General features: G+C 54.9%; 13 protein-coding genes. 12 read left to right on the top strand and 1 reads right to left on the bottom strand.

Features of this window, described 5'->3' with window-relative positions:
* The first annotated feature begins 33 nt into the window (after window positions 1-33).
* The gene (locus QMO62_RS04855; protein ID WP_284638980.1) at window positions 34-1,131 is read left to right on the top strand and encodes a SepM family pheromone-processing serine protease; all 1,098 of its coding nucleotides are present in this window, start codon (window positions 34-36) and stop codon (window positions 1,129-1,131) included.
* Here QMO62_RS04855 and QMO62_RS04860 read toward each other — a convergent pair.
* Entirely contained in the window at window positions 1,080-2,351 is a 1,272-nt protein-coding gene (locus QMO62_RS04860) for a nucleotidyltransferase (RefSeq protein WP_284638981.1), read from the bottom strand. The two genes, QMO62_RS04855 and QMO62_RS04860, sit on opposite strands and share 52 nt — an antisense overlap.
* 119 nt (window positions 2,352-2,470) lie before the next feature.
* Between QMO62_RS04860 and QMO62_RS04865 the strand changes: the two genes are divergently transcribed.
* The 11 genes from QMO62_RS04865 (at window position 2,471) to smc (ending at window position 13,976) form a co-directional block, all read left to right on the top strand.
* Window positions 2,471-2,995: a YceD family protein gene (locus tag QMO62_RS04865; RefSeq protein ID WP_284638982.1), complete on the top strand. Its 525-nt coding sequence runs from the start codon at window positions 2,471-2,473 to the stop codon at window positions 2,993-2,995.
* Between the two features lie 36 nt (window positions 2,996-3,031).
* Window positions 3,032-3,205, top strand: coding sequence for a 50S ribosomal protein L32 (gene rpmF, locus QMO62_RS04870; RefSeq protein ID WP_284638983.1), 174 nt, complete (start codon window positions 3,032-3,034; stop codon window positions 3,203-3,205).
* 213 nt (window positions 3,206-3,418) lie between these two features.
* Window positions 3,419-4,015: a transcription factor FapR gene (gene fapR, locus QMO62_RS04875; RefSeq protein ID WP_284644864.1), complete on the top strand. Its 597-nt coding sequence runs from the start codon at window positions 3,419-3,421 to the stop codon at window positions 4,013-4,015.
* Entirely contained in the window at window positions 3,999-4,985 is a 987-nt protein-coding gene (gene plsX, locus QMO62_RS04880) for a phosphate acyltransferase PlsX (RefSeq protein WP_284638984.1), read from the top strand. The genes fapR and plsX overlap by 17 nt, the downstream gene beginning before the upstream one ends.
* A 20-nt stretch (window positions 4,986-5,005) precedes the next feature.
* Window positions 5,006-5,992 carry a beta-ketoacyl-ACP synthase III gene (locus QMO62_RS04885; protein WP_284638985.1) on the top strand — a complete coding sequence of 329 codons (987 nt, stop codon included), beginning with the start codon at window positions 5,006-5,008 and terminating at the stop codon, window positions 5,990-5,992.
* A 21-nt stretch (window positions 5,993-6,013) separates the two neighbouring features.
* Window positions 6,014-6,952, top strand: a complete 939-nt coding sequence (fabD, locus tag QMO62_RS04890; RefSeq protein ID WP_284644866.1) for an ACP S-malonyltransferase — start codon at window positions 6,014-6,016, stop codon at window positions 6,950-6,952.
* A 25-nt stretch (window positions 6,953-6,977) separates the two neighbouring features.
* Window positions 6,978-7,718: a 3-oxoacyl-[acyl-carrier-protein] reductase gene (fabG, locus tag QMO62_RS04895; RefSeq protein ID WP_284638986.1), complete on the top strand. Its 741-nt coding sequence runs from the start codon at window positions 6,978-6,980 to the stop codon at window positions 7,716-7,718.
* Between the two features lie 107 nt (window positions 7,719-7,825).
* Window positions 7,826-8,059: an acyl carrier protein gene (gene acpP / locus QMO62_RS04900; protein ID WP_284638987.1), complete on the top strand. Its 234-nt coding sequence runs from the start codon at window positions 7,826-7,828 to the stop codon at window positions 8,057-8,059.
* 117 nt (window positions 8,060-8,176) lie between these two features.
* On the top strand, window positions 8,177-9,415 hold the full coding sequence (gene fabF / locus QMO62_RS04905) for a beta-ketoacyl-ACP synthase II (protein WP_284638988.1): 1,239 nt from the start codon (window positions 8,177-8,179) through the stop codon (window positions 9,413-9,415).
* Between the two features lie 142 nt (window positions 9,416-9,557).
* Window positions 9,558-10,265, top strand: a complete 708-nt coding sequence (gene rnc, locus QMO62_RS04910; RefSeq protein ID WP_284638989.1) for a ribonuclease III — start codon at window positions 9,558-9,560, stop codon at window positions 10,263-10,265.
* A 129-nt stretch (window positions 10,266-10,394) separates the two neighbouring features.
* Window positions 10,395-13,976, top strand: a complete 3,582-nt coding sequence (smc, locus tag QMO62_RS04915; RefSeq protein ID WP_284638990.1) for a chromosome segregation protein SMC — start codon at window positions 10,395-10,397, stop codon at window positions 13,974-13,976.
* Window positions 13,977-13,995: the final 19 nt, after the last annotated feature.

The raw sequence follows: 13,995 nt of genomic DNA on the forward strand, positions 1-13,995 counted from the left end.
AAGGGGATGGAATCCATGGGAGAGGCCAGCCATATGAAGAAGGCATCGCGAATCGTATTTTCTGTCTTCATTGCGATCTCCATGCTCTATTTGGTCTATTTTTTGCCGTTACCGCTTTATATCTTTAAGCCGGGCATCGTCGAAGTGATTCGTCCTATGGTTCAGGTCAAGGAAAGCGGCACTGAGGATCAGGGACAATTCATGCTGACGACGGTAAGTGTTCGCGACGCTACCTTGTTCGGATATGTAGCCTCCTTGTTTGATCCGTATGATGAGCTTCGTCTCAAGAGCGAGCTGCTCAAGCCGGGCGAATCCGAACAGGACTATTATCACCGTCAGGAAGTAGTCATGCAAACGTCCCAAGCGGATGCGATGACGGCAGCCTACGAAAGGCTGAAAATTCCATACCGGATCAGCAATGACGCTGTCGTCATCATGCAGGTGTATCCGGACATGCCCGCTGCCGAGACGCTGCAAGCAGGGGACTATATCGTGAAGGTAGGAGATTCGCCGATCACATCACGGGAGGATCTGTTTGCTGCGCTGAAAGGCAAAGCGATTGGCGACACCGTATCTATTAGCTATAAACGGAAAAACATTACGCGAACGAAAGACGTACAGCTGGGCATTCTTCCGAATGCGGACGGCACAACCCCGACTAAGCCGGAGGAGCAGCGCGCCGGACTTGGCATCGTACCGGCCGACGTACTGAGCGTGAAGGCCGAGTCGGAAGACAAGCAGGTGACCATTCGAGCCGGAGAGATCGGGGGACCGTCGGCAGGTCTTATGTTTTCCCTTGAAATTGCCAATCGCCTCCTGCCGGAGGATATTACAAAAGGGTACCGCATTGCGGGGACAGGGACGATCGACAAATCAGGTGCGGTCGGAGTTATTGGGGGCATCAAGCATAAGGTCATAGCCGCGGATAAGGCAGGAGCGGAAATTTTCTTTGCTCCGAAGGACTACACATCACCGGACGGTCAGGTAGTCCCCAATTATACTGATGCGGTCCAGAGGGCCAAGGAAATCGGTACGAAAATGAAAATTGTCCCCGTAGGGACAATGGAGGAAGCGATGAATTATTTGGCGTCGCTGCCGCCGAAATCAGCCTCGGCCTCCGCCGTGCGTTGAAGCGGAGGTTGATAATAATCGCGGTGCAGGTCGCGTGCGGTCGGCTGCTCATAGGCCAAAGCGTAGACGGAGGTTGCCCGCACATCCAGCTGCAGAAGCGGCGAGGCTTCGGTCGTCACCTTGGTGATGACGGGAACCTTCGCCGTTTTTTTCATTCGCTTGAGCAGCAGCTGCCCCTTCGGGCTAAAGCCTAGCACCCGCAGGTAGGGAACGCCGCGGCGCAGCACGTCCGGGCCCAGCTCCTGCTTCGAATGGTTTAGAAGTATGCGGAGCAAGGTGCGCTGCAGCTTCGTTCGCGTATAACGCTTTGTTTTGAGCTCGGACAGCAGTTCGTCAACGATCCGGCCGTCCGGCAGGGTCAGCTTCGTCACGGCCTGCTTGAGCCGATGCTCGAGACCTTCGTTCACCTCGTAGAATGAAGCCAGCTGTCCCGGACTATGATGCAGCAATTGCAGCAATAGCGGCCGCGCAAACGATTCCCAGCCGACGGGAGCCCGTCCTGCCTGCCATTCGGAGCGTAACACGTCAAGGGTGCTCGCCGGTACATAGGGCGCAATTCCCTCCAAAGCGCGATCCTCGAAGAGCAGCTTGCGGATGGCTGTAGCGCTTGCAATTTGACGGTCGGTGATATCGGTTTGGTTATACTCGGCTTTCGTTCGGGTAATCGTAGTTGCTTGGATCGAGCTCTTCAATCGCTGTAATGCAATCAAGTAGTGCAATCCCAGCGTATTATTCGGCTTGGCAAGCTCGGCAGGATCGAGCTCGGGGACGTAAGAGGCCAGCGCCTCGCTGTAGGCAGCCGGGTAAGCCAGTCCGCGCTGAAGCGTCTCCTGAAGGCGTTCCCGGAAGGCGGCGGGTTCATCGGCGACCGCTTCCGCAGCACGTTCCAGGAAGCCGATATCGCCGCTCTCGCTGCCGAAGCAAAGGCTGTCCACGACGCCTGTAGCATCCAGGGCCGAAACCGCGCCGTAGGCGAACCATTCGGCAGGCTGGCAGGAGAAGGCGACAGGGAGCTCGAGAATGAGATCGGCGCCCATCCGAAGAGCCATCTCCGCTCGAGCCCATTTGTTCACCAAGGCCGGTTCGCCGCGCTGGAGAAAATGTCCGCTCATGATGCAAACGGCGGCATCGGCTTGGGTTTGGCTTTTGGATTGTTGGAAATGATAACAATGACCATGATGCAGGGGATTGTATTCAACGATTAAACCCACAGTACGCATGGCGTAACCTCACTTTTTTACCAATCTCGCATATTTATCCACTATAGCATGAACTGAAAATGTTGACAAAAAGTAACGGATATCGCTATAATAATCTTTGTTTGTTTGGGGTGATACTCGTGTTCATTCATTTAAAGGATTTAGCTGCAAAAGGAACCGTTCGTTTTCACGGAACACTGGATCTGCACGGTGCCTTGCCGGTATCCGGCAGCTTGCAGGACTTCGGGCCGCTGAAGGTCGAGCTTGAAGCACACGACGTTAGCGGTGCTGCGGATGTATCCGGCGAACTTTCCATCGAGGTGGAGCAGTCATGCTCGCGATGCTTGAACCCGGTGCACCAAAGCCTGACAATTCCGTATCATGAGACTTTCGTGAAGGGGGAAGAGCCCGACGAGGAAGCGTTCGAAGAGGACGAGGAATCGGAGAATGATCCGGTTTACGTTCAGGACGACCGGATCGAGCTCAAGCCCTATTTGGTAGAAAGCGTAATGCTGCATCTGCCGTTTGTGCCGCTTTGCAGCGAAGCTTGTCAAGGTCTTTGCCCCGTATGCGGCGGCAACCGGAACGAGCAAGCCTGCGGCTGCAAACAGGACAAGGTGGACCCGCGATTGGCCGGACTGGCGGATTTCTTTAAAGACAAGTAAACAGACTTGTGAACTCGTTGAAGGAGGTGGGAAGAAATGGCAGTACCTCAAAGGAGAACATCGAAAACACGCCGTGACATGCGTCGGACTCACTTTAAATTAGAAGTACCAGGAATGGTAAAATGCGATAATTGTGGTGAATTCAAGCTGGGTCACCGTGTATGCAAGGTGTGCGGTCATTATAAGAAGAGAGAGATTATCAACCAATAATCTCTGCCTGAATGCAAAGAGATAGTACTTCATTTTATGAGGTGCTATTTTTTTTTGCGTTTCGAGGCGGATCTTGGGGGAATACGAAGTTATTCTTTTCTTTTCAAATGAAATCCATTATACTATCATTTATTACTTGGTCATAAGATGTAGTGTCATGTCATAGACATGCAGTAACGACATATCTATCACACTGCAAGGTGGTGCTCGGCTATCGAACGCCTTCCGAAGAGACAGCGTCAGCAGCAGCTGGCCAAAGCGATTGAAGAAAACCCTTTTATTACGGATGAAGAATTAACCAGGCTGTTTCAGGTCAGTATACAAACGATCCGACTCGACCGATTGGAGCTTGGAATCCCCGAGCTGCGCGAGCGGATGAAGCTGATGGCGGAGCAGTCCTATGATCAGGTGCGCTCCCTTCCACTGCATGAGGTGATTGGGGATGTGATCGACCTGCAGCTCGACAAGAGCGGGATTTCGATGTTCGAGATTCGGGATGAGCATGTGTTTTCCCGGACGAAGATCGCGCGGGGACACCATGTTTTCTCCCAGGCGAATTCTCTGGCCGTTGCTTTAATTAACGACGAGATCGCCCTGACGGCCGCTGCGGACATCCGGTTCGTGAGATCGGTGAGACTCGGTGAAAAATGTATCGCCAAAGCCTATGTGCGTTCGATCTCCAAGGGCAAGGCTAAGGTGGAAGTGTTCACCTATGTCGGCGATGAAATAGTGTTCCAAGGCAATTTTATTATTTATCATTCCACCAAAGACCGCTTCGAAGGAGGCGAACTTCATGCGGATAGCGATTGACGCCATGGGCGGAGACCACGCGCCGGGCGCCACGGTAGAGGGTGCGATTCAAGCTGCCGAATCGTGGAACGATACGACGGTCATTCTGGTCGGTGACAAGGCCCTGATTGAGCCTCATCTGACGCGGAAGCCGGCGAATCTTGAAATACGCCATACTTCGGAGGTCATCGAAGCGGATGACGAGCCGGTGAAGGCGGTAAGGCGGAAGAAGGATTCTTCCATGGTCGTGGCCGGACGAATGGTGAAGGAGAAGGAAGCGGATGCTTTCATTTCTGCAGGCAATACCGGCGCCCTGATGACGACCGGGTTGCTTATCGTAGGCCGCATTCAAGGCATCGAGCGTCCGGCGCTCGCGCCGATGATTCCTACGATGGACGGCAACGGCGTCCTGGCCTTGGATCTTGGGGCCAACATGGATGCAACGGCGGAGCAGCTGGTGCAGTATGCGATCATGGGCAGCATCTACCGCAGTAAGGTCCACGGCGTTGCTAAGCCCCGCATCGGACTGCTCAACGTAGGGACCGAGGCGATGAAGGGCAATGAGCTGACGAAGGCGGCTTACCCGCTGCTGGAGCAGGCCCCGATTCATTTTGTAGGGAATGTGGAATCAAGGGATGTGCTGCGGGCTCCTTGCGACGTGCTCGTGTGCGACGGATTTGCGGGGAACATTATGCTGAAGTCCATTGAGGGCGCGGCGGGGACCATTTTCTCGGCATTGAAAGAGGAATTTACCCGCACCTGGGTGACCAAGCTGGCGGCACTTGCCGTAAAGAAGGGGCTCTCCCAATTCCGGCGTAAAATGGACTATAACGAAGTCGGAGCCGCTCCGCTCCTCGGCGTGGACGGGCTTGTACTGAAAAGCCACGGTTCATCGAGCGCGACGGCGTTTAAAAATGCTGTGAGACAAGCACGGACGGCCGTACAGAACGACCTTGTGCGAAGCATCTCATCGGAAATCGGAAATCAGTAACGGAAGCGAGATGTAGTCTAATGAACTTAATCCCTGTTGGTGTTCTGGGTACGGGCAAATACGTTCCTGAGCGGGTGCTTACGAATCAGGAGCTGGAGCAGATGGTGGAGACGAACGACGAGTGGATCGTCACCAGGACCGGCATTCGGGAGCGCCGGATCGCAAGCCCCGAGCAGGCGGCATCCGATTTGGCATACGAAGCGTCTCTTAAGGCTCTTAAGAATGCAGGCGTTGCCCCGGAGGATATCGATCTCATCGTAGTGGCGACGATTACGCCGGATATGACGTTCCCGTCGACGGCATGCATCCTGCAAGATAAGCTGGGTGCGAAGAAGGCGGCTGCTTTTGATTTATCCGCGGCGTGCTCAGGCTTCATTTACGGATTGGCCAATGCAGTGAATTTCATCGCTACAGGCACTTATAAATACGCTTTAGTGGTGGGCACCGAATGCTTATCGCGCATTACGGATTATACCGACCGCAACACCTGCATTTTGTTCGGGGACGGCTCCGGTGCAGTGGTGATCGGGCAAGTGCCGGAAGGACGCGGCTTCAAATCGTTCGAGCTGGGGGCCGACGGCTCCGGTGGAGAGCTGCTGAAGGTGGCGGGCGGTGGCTCGCGTTGCCCAGCGACTCCGCAAAGCCTGGAAGCGAAGCAGCATTTTATCCACATGGCAGGCTCGGAAGTATTTAAGTTCGCCGTCCGCATCATGGGCGGATCGGCGGAAGAAGCGCTGCGCAAGGCTGGCTTGGACAAGTCCGAGGTGGATTTGCTCGTGCCGCATCAGGCAAACATCCGCATTATTCAATCCGCTCTGCAAAGGCTGAATCTCAGCGAAGAGAAATGTATGATCAATCTTGATAAATACGGCAACGTATCCGCAGCTTCGATCCCATTGGCGCTAGCCGAGGCGGTGGAGCAGGGTCGCGTCAAGGAAGGCGACAAGCTGGTCCTCGTAGGCTTCGGCGGAGGGCTGACCTGGGGCGCATCCGTATTAGTTTGGTAGAGGAAGGGGACTAACGTGACGATGGGGAAAATCGCTTTTGTGTTTCCGGGTCAAGGAGCTCAGTCAGTCGGCATGGGCAAGGACATTTATACGTCCGATGCGGCCGCTAAACGCATCTTTGATGCGGCGGACGTAGCGCTTGGCTTCGAGCTCAGCCGGATTATCTTTGAAGGACCGGAGGAGGAGCTGAAGCAAACGTACCATACGCAGCCCGCGCTGCTGACTACAAGCATCGCCTACCTGGAGCTCTTCAAACGATACGGCATTCAGCCGGATTATGTAGCCGGTCACAGCTTGGGCGAGTACAGCGCTCTGGTAGCTGCCGGAGTACTAAACTTCGAGGATGCGGTTCGCACAGTTCGTGCCCGCGGACAATTCATGGAGCAGGCTGTTCCGGGAGGACAGGGCGCCATGGCCGCAGTACTCGGTGCGGAGCGCGAGGCGCTGCAGCAGCTTTGTGAAGCGATCAGCAAGGAAGTCGGCGTGGTCGAACTGGCGAACCTGAACTGTCCGGGACAAATCGTCGTTTCCGGCAGCAAAGAAGGAGTGCAGGCGCTCGTAGAGCGCGGCAAGGAAGCAGGCGCCAAGCGGGCCATTCCGCTTGAGGTCAGCGGACCTTTCCATTCCTCGCTTATGAAGCCTGCGTCCAAGAAGTTAGCTGAGGTGCTAGGAGGTCTGTCGATGCAGCATGCACAAGTACCCGTGGTAGCGAACGTGACAGCCGCTCCGGTGGAAGATCCCGCAGCCGTCAAGCAACTGTTGATTGACCAAGTACACTCCTCCGTATTATGGGAGGATAGCGTTTCATGGCTCATTTCGCAGGGGGTCGATACTTTCATCGAGATTGGCTCCGGCTCAGTGCTTGCAGGTTTGATCAAAAAGATCGACCGCAGCGTCAAGGTGTATTCGATCAACAGCAAAGAGGCGGTAGAACAGTTCCAGCTGGAAGCTACGGTGTAAAATCATACATAGGAGGCTTAAAGCCATGCTTATGGGGAAAGTGGCGCTTGTAACAGGCGCTTCGCGCGGTATCGGCAGAGCGATCGCTCTGACGCTGGCGGAAGCCGGCGCCGATGTCGTTGTAAACTACGCAGGCAGCGAAGGGGCTGCGGCGGAGGTGGTGCAGCAGATTGAAGCGCTGGGCCGCAAGTCGTTCAAGGTGAAAGCCAATGTAGGCTCGACACAAGAGGTAGAGGACCTGTTCAAGCAGGTGCTGGAGGCGTTCGGCCGCATCGATATTGTGGTGAACAACGCCGGGATTACCCGCGACAACCTGATCATGCGGATGAAAGAAGAGGAGTTCGATCAAGTGATCGAAACGAATCTGAAGGGCGTGTTCAACTGTATGAAGGCAGCAACCCGTCCGATGATGAAGCAGCGCTCCGGCCGGATCATCAACATCTCCTCCGTCGTAGGAGCTTTGGGCAACGCAGGACAGACGAATTACGTGGCGGCTAAAGCCGGTGTCATCGGAATGACTAAGGCGGCAGCGAAGGAGCTTGCCTCCCGCGGAATTACCGTTAATTGCGTAGCTCCAGGCTTCATTGAGACCGATATGACGGATAAGCTGAACGAGGAGATGCGCACAGGCTTGCTCGCGCAAATTCCGCTCTCCCGTCTGGGACAGCCGGAGGATATCGCCAAGGCGGTACGCTTCCTTGCTTCAGACGATGCCTCCTACATGACCGGACAGACGATTCATGTCGACGGTGGCATGTACATGTAGGACTTGCAGCAAGAAAACAACGAAAATTGTTTTTTTCTGCGTATCTCTTACTGACTATGGCAATTTGTCCATAAGTTAAGTATAATACCGTAGAGGAGGTGAACCGGATGTCTGACGTTTTGGATCGCGTAAAACGCATCGTCGTCGATCGACTTGGTGTCGACGAGAACGAGGTAACCCTCGAAGCATCTTTCAAGGATGACCTTGGAGCCGATTCTCTCGATGTAGTAGAGTTGGTTATGGAGCTGGAAGATGAGTTTGATATGGAAATCTCTGATGAAGATGCAGAGAAGATAACTACAGTAGGACAAGTAGTTGAGTACATAAAATCTCATACGTAACACCATAAGTCCCGTTTAAACCACTTAAGCGGGACTTATGTCCATTTCCTCCGATTTGGTTTTACTAATGATCATTCATAACGACATCAGTTATTTGACAATAGAGGTGGGTTTCAGGTGAAGCAAAGAGTAGTGATTACAGGACTTGGCGTCATGACGTCGCTCGGTAAGGACCTCGAAACATTCTGGGGAAGCCTGATGGAGGGCAAGTCTGGCGTCGGTATGATCGAATCGTTCGATGTGAGCGAATATCCTACACGGATCGCGGCAGAGATTAAGGATTTCAACCCGGAAGATTACATGGATAAAAAAGAAGCTCGCCGCATGGACCGATTCGTCCAGTTCGCTGTAGCCGCGACATTGTCGGCCGTGAAGGATGCCGGCCTCAACATTCAGGAGGATACCGATCCCGAGCGAGTGGGTGTGTATGTCGGTTCAGGAATCGGCGGCTTGTCCACATGGGAAGAGCAGCATAAGATTCTGCTGGAGAAGGGACCGAAGCGTGTCAGCCCGTTCTTCATTCCGATGATGATCGCGAACATGGCCTCCGGCCAAATTTCCATGATCACCGGGGCGAAGGGCCCGAACAGCACTGCGGTTACCGCTTGCGCTACAGGGACGCATTCGATCGGCGACGCTTTTAAGACGATCGCCCATGGCGACGCGGACGTAATGATCTGCGGCGGCGCGGAAGCGACGATCAGCCCGACCGGCGTGGCAGGGTTCTGTGCACTCCGTGCCATGTCCACTCGCAATGAAGAGCCTGAGAAGGCAAGCCGTCCTTTCGATACGGGCCGCGACGGGTTCGTGATGGGCGAGGGAGCAGGCATTCTCATTCTCGAATCGCTGGAGCACGCTCAGAAGCGCGGCGCGAAAATTTACGGCGAAGTGATCGGGTACGGCATGAGCGGTGACGCTTACCACATGACCGATCCGGATCCGGACGGCGCGGCACGCTGTATGGTCAAGGCTGTGAAGGATGCGGGAATTGATCCGGAGCAGGTTGACTACATTAATGCGCACGGCACTTCGACTCCAGTGGGAGACCGCTCGGAAACGACTGCTATCAAGAAGGCGTTTGGCGACCATGCGTATAAGCTGGCCGTCAGCTCCACGAAGTCCATGACAGGACATTTGCTCGGTGCGGCCGGGGGCGTAGAGGCGTTGATCTGTGCGCTGGCGCTGAAGCACGGCATCATTCCTCCGACGATCAATCTGGAGAATCAGGATCCGGAATGTGATTTGGATTATGTGCCGAATGTTCCGCGTCAGGCGGACCTGAATATCGTAATGTCCAACTCCTTCGGCTTTGGAGGACATAACGCTACGGTGGTGCTGAAGAAATTCGAAGCATAATCGGCGCCATTCGGCCCATACTATAACGTGCGCTTTGTTCTGTGGTTGATAAAGCCGGCCTCCAAGCCGGACTTTATCAACTTTTGTTCGTTATGTGGTTTCAAAGACTTCCTAGGGGAACACATCAATAGGCGGTGAAAACATGCATCGTAACCTTAAACAGCTGCAAGAGGCGTTGCAGCTATCGTTTCGGCATCCCGAATTGCTCCGGCAAGCGTTTACCCACTCCTCCTATGTGAACGAGCATCGCATCGGAAACCACAAGGATAACGAACGACTCGAATTTCTTGGCGATGCCGTCTTGGAATTAACGGTATCCGAATATTTATTTGAACAGCATCCGGAACGCTCGGAGGGCGAGCTGACCAAGCTGCGTGCCTCCATCGTATGCGAGCCTTCGCTCGTCGGCTTTGCCGAACAGCTCGATTTCGGTTCTTATGTACTGCTGGGCAAAGGCGAGGAGCTGACAGGAGGAAGAACAAGGCCCGCTTTGCTGGCGGACGTATTCGAATCGTTTATCGGTGCGCTCTACCTGGATCAGGGGCTTGAAACAGTCCGATCGTTCCTGAAGAAGCACATGTTCCCTAACCTTCCGGGGCAAGGGAAGCTGCTAACGGCCGACTATAAGACGTTGCTGCAGGAGCATGTTCAACAGCACAGTCTGGGAAGCATTGAGTACAAGATCGTGGATGAACGAGGACCTGCGCATGAAAGAGAGTTTCTTTCGGAGGTATATCTTCAGGAGCAGCTTCTCGGACGCGGCTCCGGCCGTTCGAAGAAAGAAGCGGAGCAGCATGCGGCTAAAGAGGCGTTAGAGACGCTGAAGGTTAAGGTCCAGCAGCCAAAGTGAATAGATACTCTTTCTTCAGAGGCGCCGGGCTCCCAGTGTAGGAGCAGGCGCTTCTTTTGTAAGATGCTGAAGACCTCAGGTATCTACTAACGCTGGAGAATGTGTTACAATAGCGTGTGAGGTGAGACCATGTTTTTGAAGCGTATCGAGCTGGCCGGATTCAAGTCCTTTGCCGACAAGACGGAGCTGGAGTTCGTTCAGGGCATTACCGCCGTCGTAGGCCCGAACGGCAGCGGCAAGAGCAACATTTCCGACGGGATCCGGTGGGTGCTCGGGGAGCAGAGCGCACGATCTCTGCGCGGGGGCAAAATGGAAGATATTATCTTCGCCGGAAGTGACGCGCGTAAAGCGGTCAACTACGGAGAAGTATCGCTGACGCTGGATAACTCCAGCAACTCGCTACCGCTCGATTATCAAGAGGTAACCGTGACAAGACGGGTGCATCGCAGCGGAGACAGCGAATATTTTATTAATAAGCAGTCCTGCCGGCTCAAGGATATTACCGAGCTGTTCATGGACACCGGGATCGGGAAGGAAGCGTACTCGATCATCGGACAGGGGCGAATAGAAGAGATTCTCAGTACGAAATCGGAGGATCGCCGCGGCATCTTCGAAGAAGCGTCGGGAATCGTCAAATATAAATCGAGGAAAAAAGAAACCGAGAAGAAGCTGCAGGAAACCGAGCAAAACCTGCTTCGGATCCACGACCTGGTCTCCGAGCTGGAGGATCAGATCGAGCCGCTTCGCGAGCAATCGGAGAAGGCGATTCGCTACAAGGAGCTGAAGGAGCAGCTCAAGTCCAGCGAGATCGCCATGTACGTGTATCAAATTGAGCAGATTTACGCCTCATGGACCGAAATTAATGCCAAGCTGGACCGGCTTCGGCGGGAAGAGCTGGAGTTGTCCGGCTTCGTCAGCACTCATGACGCACAGCTGGAGCAGCATCGCTGGGAATCGCGCCGGCTTGAAGAAGAGACGGAAGCCCTGCAGGAGCAGCTGCTTCAGCTGAGCGAGGATTTTGAGAAGTGCGAAGGCCATGGCGAGGTATTAAAGGAACGCAAGAAAAATTTTGCTTCCAATGAGTCGCAACTCAAATTGACCGTTGCTCAACAGGAGCAGAGGCTTCAGGAGAAGGAAGCGGAGATTGCCGGCTTTAAGGATAAGATACGGTATCTCTCAGCGGAGTTGGATGAGTCGCAAGCGAAGCTGAAAGCTGAAGAAGACCGGCTGCTCGGAGTGACGGGAGGCATCAGCAGCGAAGAGGAGGACCGCCTGAAGTCGGAGCTTCTGGAGCGGCTCAACGACATGGCGAATGCCCGCAATGAAGCAAGGTATGCGGAGCAGCAGCTGGAGACGCTGTCAAGACGGCTGGACCGGATCGGCGATGAACGCCGCAAGTGGCAGGAGCAAAGCGACAGCATCGCCGAACGGAAGAAGGAGCTGGAGACGAGGCTTGGGCTGGTAGTGGATGAGATCGGCAAGCTCCGCAACAAATACCTGGACGTAAGCCAATTATTAAAGGAGAAGCAGCTGCTGGCCGAGGAAGTACAGACGACCGTGCGCAAGTGGGAGCAAAAGCTGGACGCCCTTATCTCGCGCCGGGATACGATGCGGGAGATGGCTAACGATTACGACGGCTTCGCGCATGGCGTCAAGGAGGTACTGAAGGCCAAGGACCGCGGCGATCTGCGAGGCATTCATGGCGCGGTAGCCGAGCTGGTGAAGGTGCCAGCGAACGTTGAGGTCGCGGTAGAAACGGCGCTTGGCGCGGCGCTTCAAAACATCGTCGTTCAGAACGAAGCGAACGGACGGGACGCGATTGCGTTCCTGAAAAAGCGTCAGCTGGGCCGTGCTACCTTCCTGCCGCTGGATGTCATTCGCGGACGCTCCATACCGGAGCACGAGGTGCGTCAGCTGCAAGGAATGGAAGGCTTTATCGGGATTGCCGCCGAGCTTGTACAGTTTGATGAGACATATAGGCAAATCGTCGGGAGCATGCTCGGTAATGTCATCATAGCCGGTACGCTTGAGGTAGCGAACCGGATTGCGGCGCGCGTTCAGTATCGGTTCCGAGTGGTGACGCTGGAGGGCGACGTCGTAAACCCGGGCGGATCGATGACTGGGGGCAGTCAGCAGAAGAAGACGACCAGCCTGCTCAGCCGTCAGCGCCAGATCGAGGAAATGGACCAGGACATCATTACTAATGAAACGCAGCTGCAGGAGCTGCGTAAAAAGGCAGAGCATGTCCGAAAGGACATGGCCGCAGCCTCGCATCAGCTGGACGAGCTTCGTCAATCGGTGGAAACCTTGCGTCTTGAAGAGCAGCAGATCCGTGCCTCCTTAGAGCCACTGGAGAAGGAAGCTAGGCAGGTAGCCGATCAGCTTGCGCTGTATGGAGCCGATGACGAGTCACTGACAGAGGAGCGCAAGGATCTCGAGACGCGTAAGGTCAAGGCGGAGCAGGCCCTCGTGCAGCTTCAGCAGGAAGAGGCACATCTTCAACAGGCGATTCGCGATGCAGAGATTCGGCGCAAAGCAAGCGAATCGGCGAAGGAAGAGCTGCAAACGCAGCTTACGGACCTGAAGATCAAGGTCGCCTCCCAGTCGCAGGAGAAGCAGCTGCTCCAGGATCAGGAGCGCCGTTTCCGTGCGGAATTGGATACGCTTCGATCAGAGCTGGACATGAACCGCCGTATGCTGGAGCAGCTGGTTCACGATATGGAGCTGCATGAGCAGGAAACGGTGCTGCAGATCGAGCTGCTGAACGATTTGAAGCTGAAAAAGCAGCACTGCGCGGAGCAGCTGGACCTGAAGCGGGCGGAACGAGCGGAATGGCTTGCGAAGCTCGAACAAGAAGAGAATAAGACGCGCGAGCAGCGCAATCAGCTGAAGCAGATCCAAGAGCAGATGCATCAAACGGAGGTTCGCGTCAACCGGCTTGATGTGGAGCTCGAGAATCTGCTGAAAAAGCTGTCCGAGGATTACGAGCTCAGCTTCGAGCTGGCGAAGCAGCGTTATCCGGTGCCGGAGGATGTGCTCGGGATGCAGAACAAGGTGCGCGAGCTGAAGCGAGATATTGCCGCGTTGGGAGATGTGAACCTCGGGGCTATCGAGGAGTTCCAGCGCGTCAACGAGCGCTTTACGTTCTTAACGGAACAGAAGGACGATCTGATCGAAGCGAAGACGGCATTGTACCAGGTCATCCGGGAGATGGACGAGGAAATGTCGAAGCGCTTTAAGACCACGTTCGATGCGATTCGCTCGCATTTCGTCGTGGTATTCTCTAAGCTGTTCGGGGGCGGCCGGGCCGACCTGATTCTTTCCGAGCCGGAGAATATGCTCGATACGGGCATTGAGATCGTGGCCCAGCCGCCGGGCAAAAAGCTGCAAAACCTGCAGCTGCTCTCCGGGGGAGAGCGGGCGCTCACGGCCATCGCACTGCTGTTCTCGATTATTCGCGTCAAGCCGGTCCCGTTCTGTGTGCTCGACGAGGTGGAGGCGGCGCTCGATGAGGCGAACGTAGCGCGCTTTGCCGAGTATTTGCGCGAGTTTTCCGAGGTAACGCAGTTTATCGTCGTGACCCACCGCAAAGGAACCATGGAAGAAGCGGATGTTTTATACGGAGTGACGATGGAAGAGGGCGGCGTATCGAAGCTGGTATCCGTCCGGCTTGAAGAGGATGAGTCGATTATTGCGTCGGAAACGGCGTAATCGCATATAGGAGAAAGGG

Source organism: Paenibacillus silviterrae (assembly GCF_030167925.1).
In the GTDB taxonomy this organism is placed as follows: domain Bacteria; phylum Bacillota; class Bacilli; order Paenibacillales; family NBRC-103111; genus Paenibacillus_G; species Paenibacillus_G silviterrae.

Coding starts and splice junctions, on each gene's coding strand:
- QMO62_RS04855 (WP_284638980.1), top strand. CDS start 34: ATGAAGAAGGCATCGCGAATCGTATTTTCTGTCTTCATTGCGATCTCC.
- QMO62_RS04860 (WP_284638981.1), bottom strand. CDS start 2,351: ATGCGTACTGTGGGTTTAATCGTTGAATACAATCCCCTGCATCATGGT.
- rpmF (WP_284638983.1), top strand. CDS start 3,032: ATGGCAGTACCTCAAAGGAGAACATCGAAAACACGCCGTGACATGCGT.
- plsX (WP_284638984.1), top strand. CDS start 3,999: ATGCGGATAGCGATTGACGCCATGGGCGGAGACCACGCGCCGGGCGCC.
- QMO62_RS04885 (WP_284638985.1), top strand. CDS start 5,006: ATGAACTTAATCCCTGTTGGTGTTCTGGGTACGGGCAAATACGTTCCT.
- fabD (WP_284644866.1), top strand. CDS start 6,014: ATGGGGAAAATCGCTTTTGTGTTTCCGGGTCAAGGAGCTCAGTCAGTC.
- fabG (WP_284638986.1), top strand. CDS start 6,978: ATGCTTATGGGGAAAGTGGCGCTTGTAACAGGCGCTTCGCGCGGTATC.
- acpP (WP_284638987.1), top strand. CDS start 7,826: ATGTCTGACGTTTTGGATCGCGTAAAACGCATCGTCGTCGATCGACTT.
- rnc (WP_284638989.1), top strand. CDS start 9,558: ATGCATCGTAACCTTAAACAGCTGCAAGAGGCGTTGCAGCTATCGTTT.
- smc (WP_284638990.1), top strand. CDS start 10,395: ATGTTTTTGAAGCGTATCGAGCTGGCCGGATTCAAGTCCTTTGCCGAC.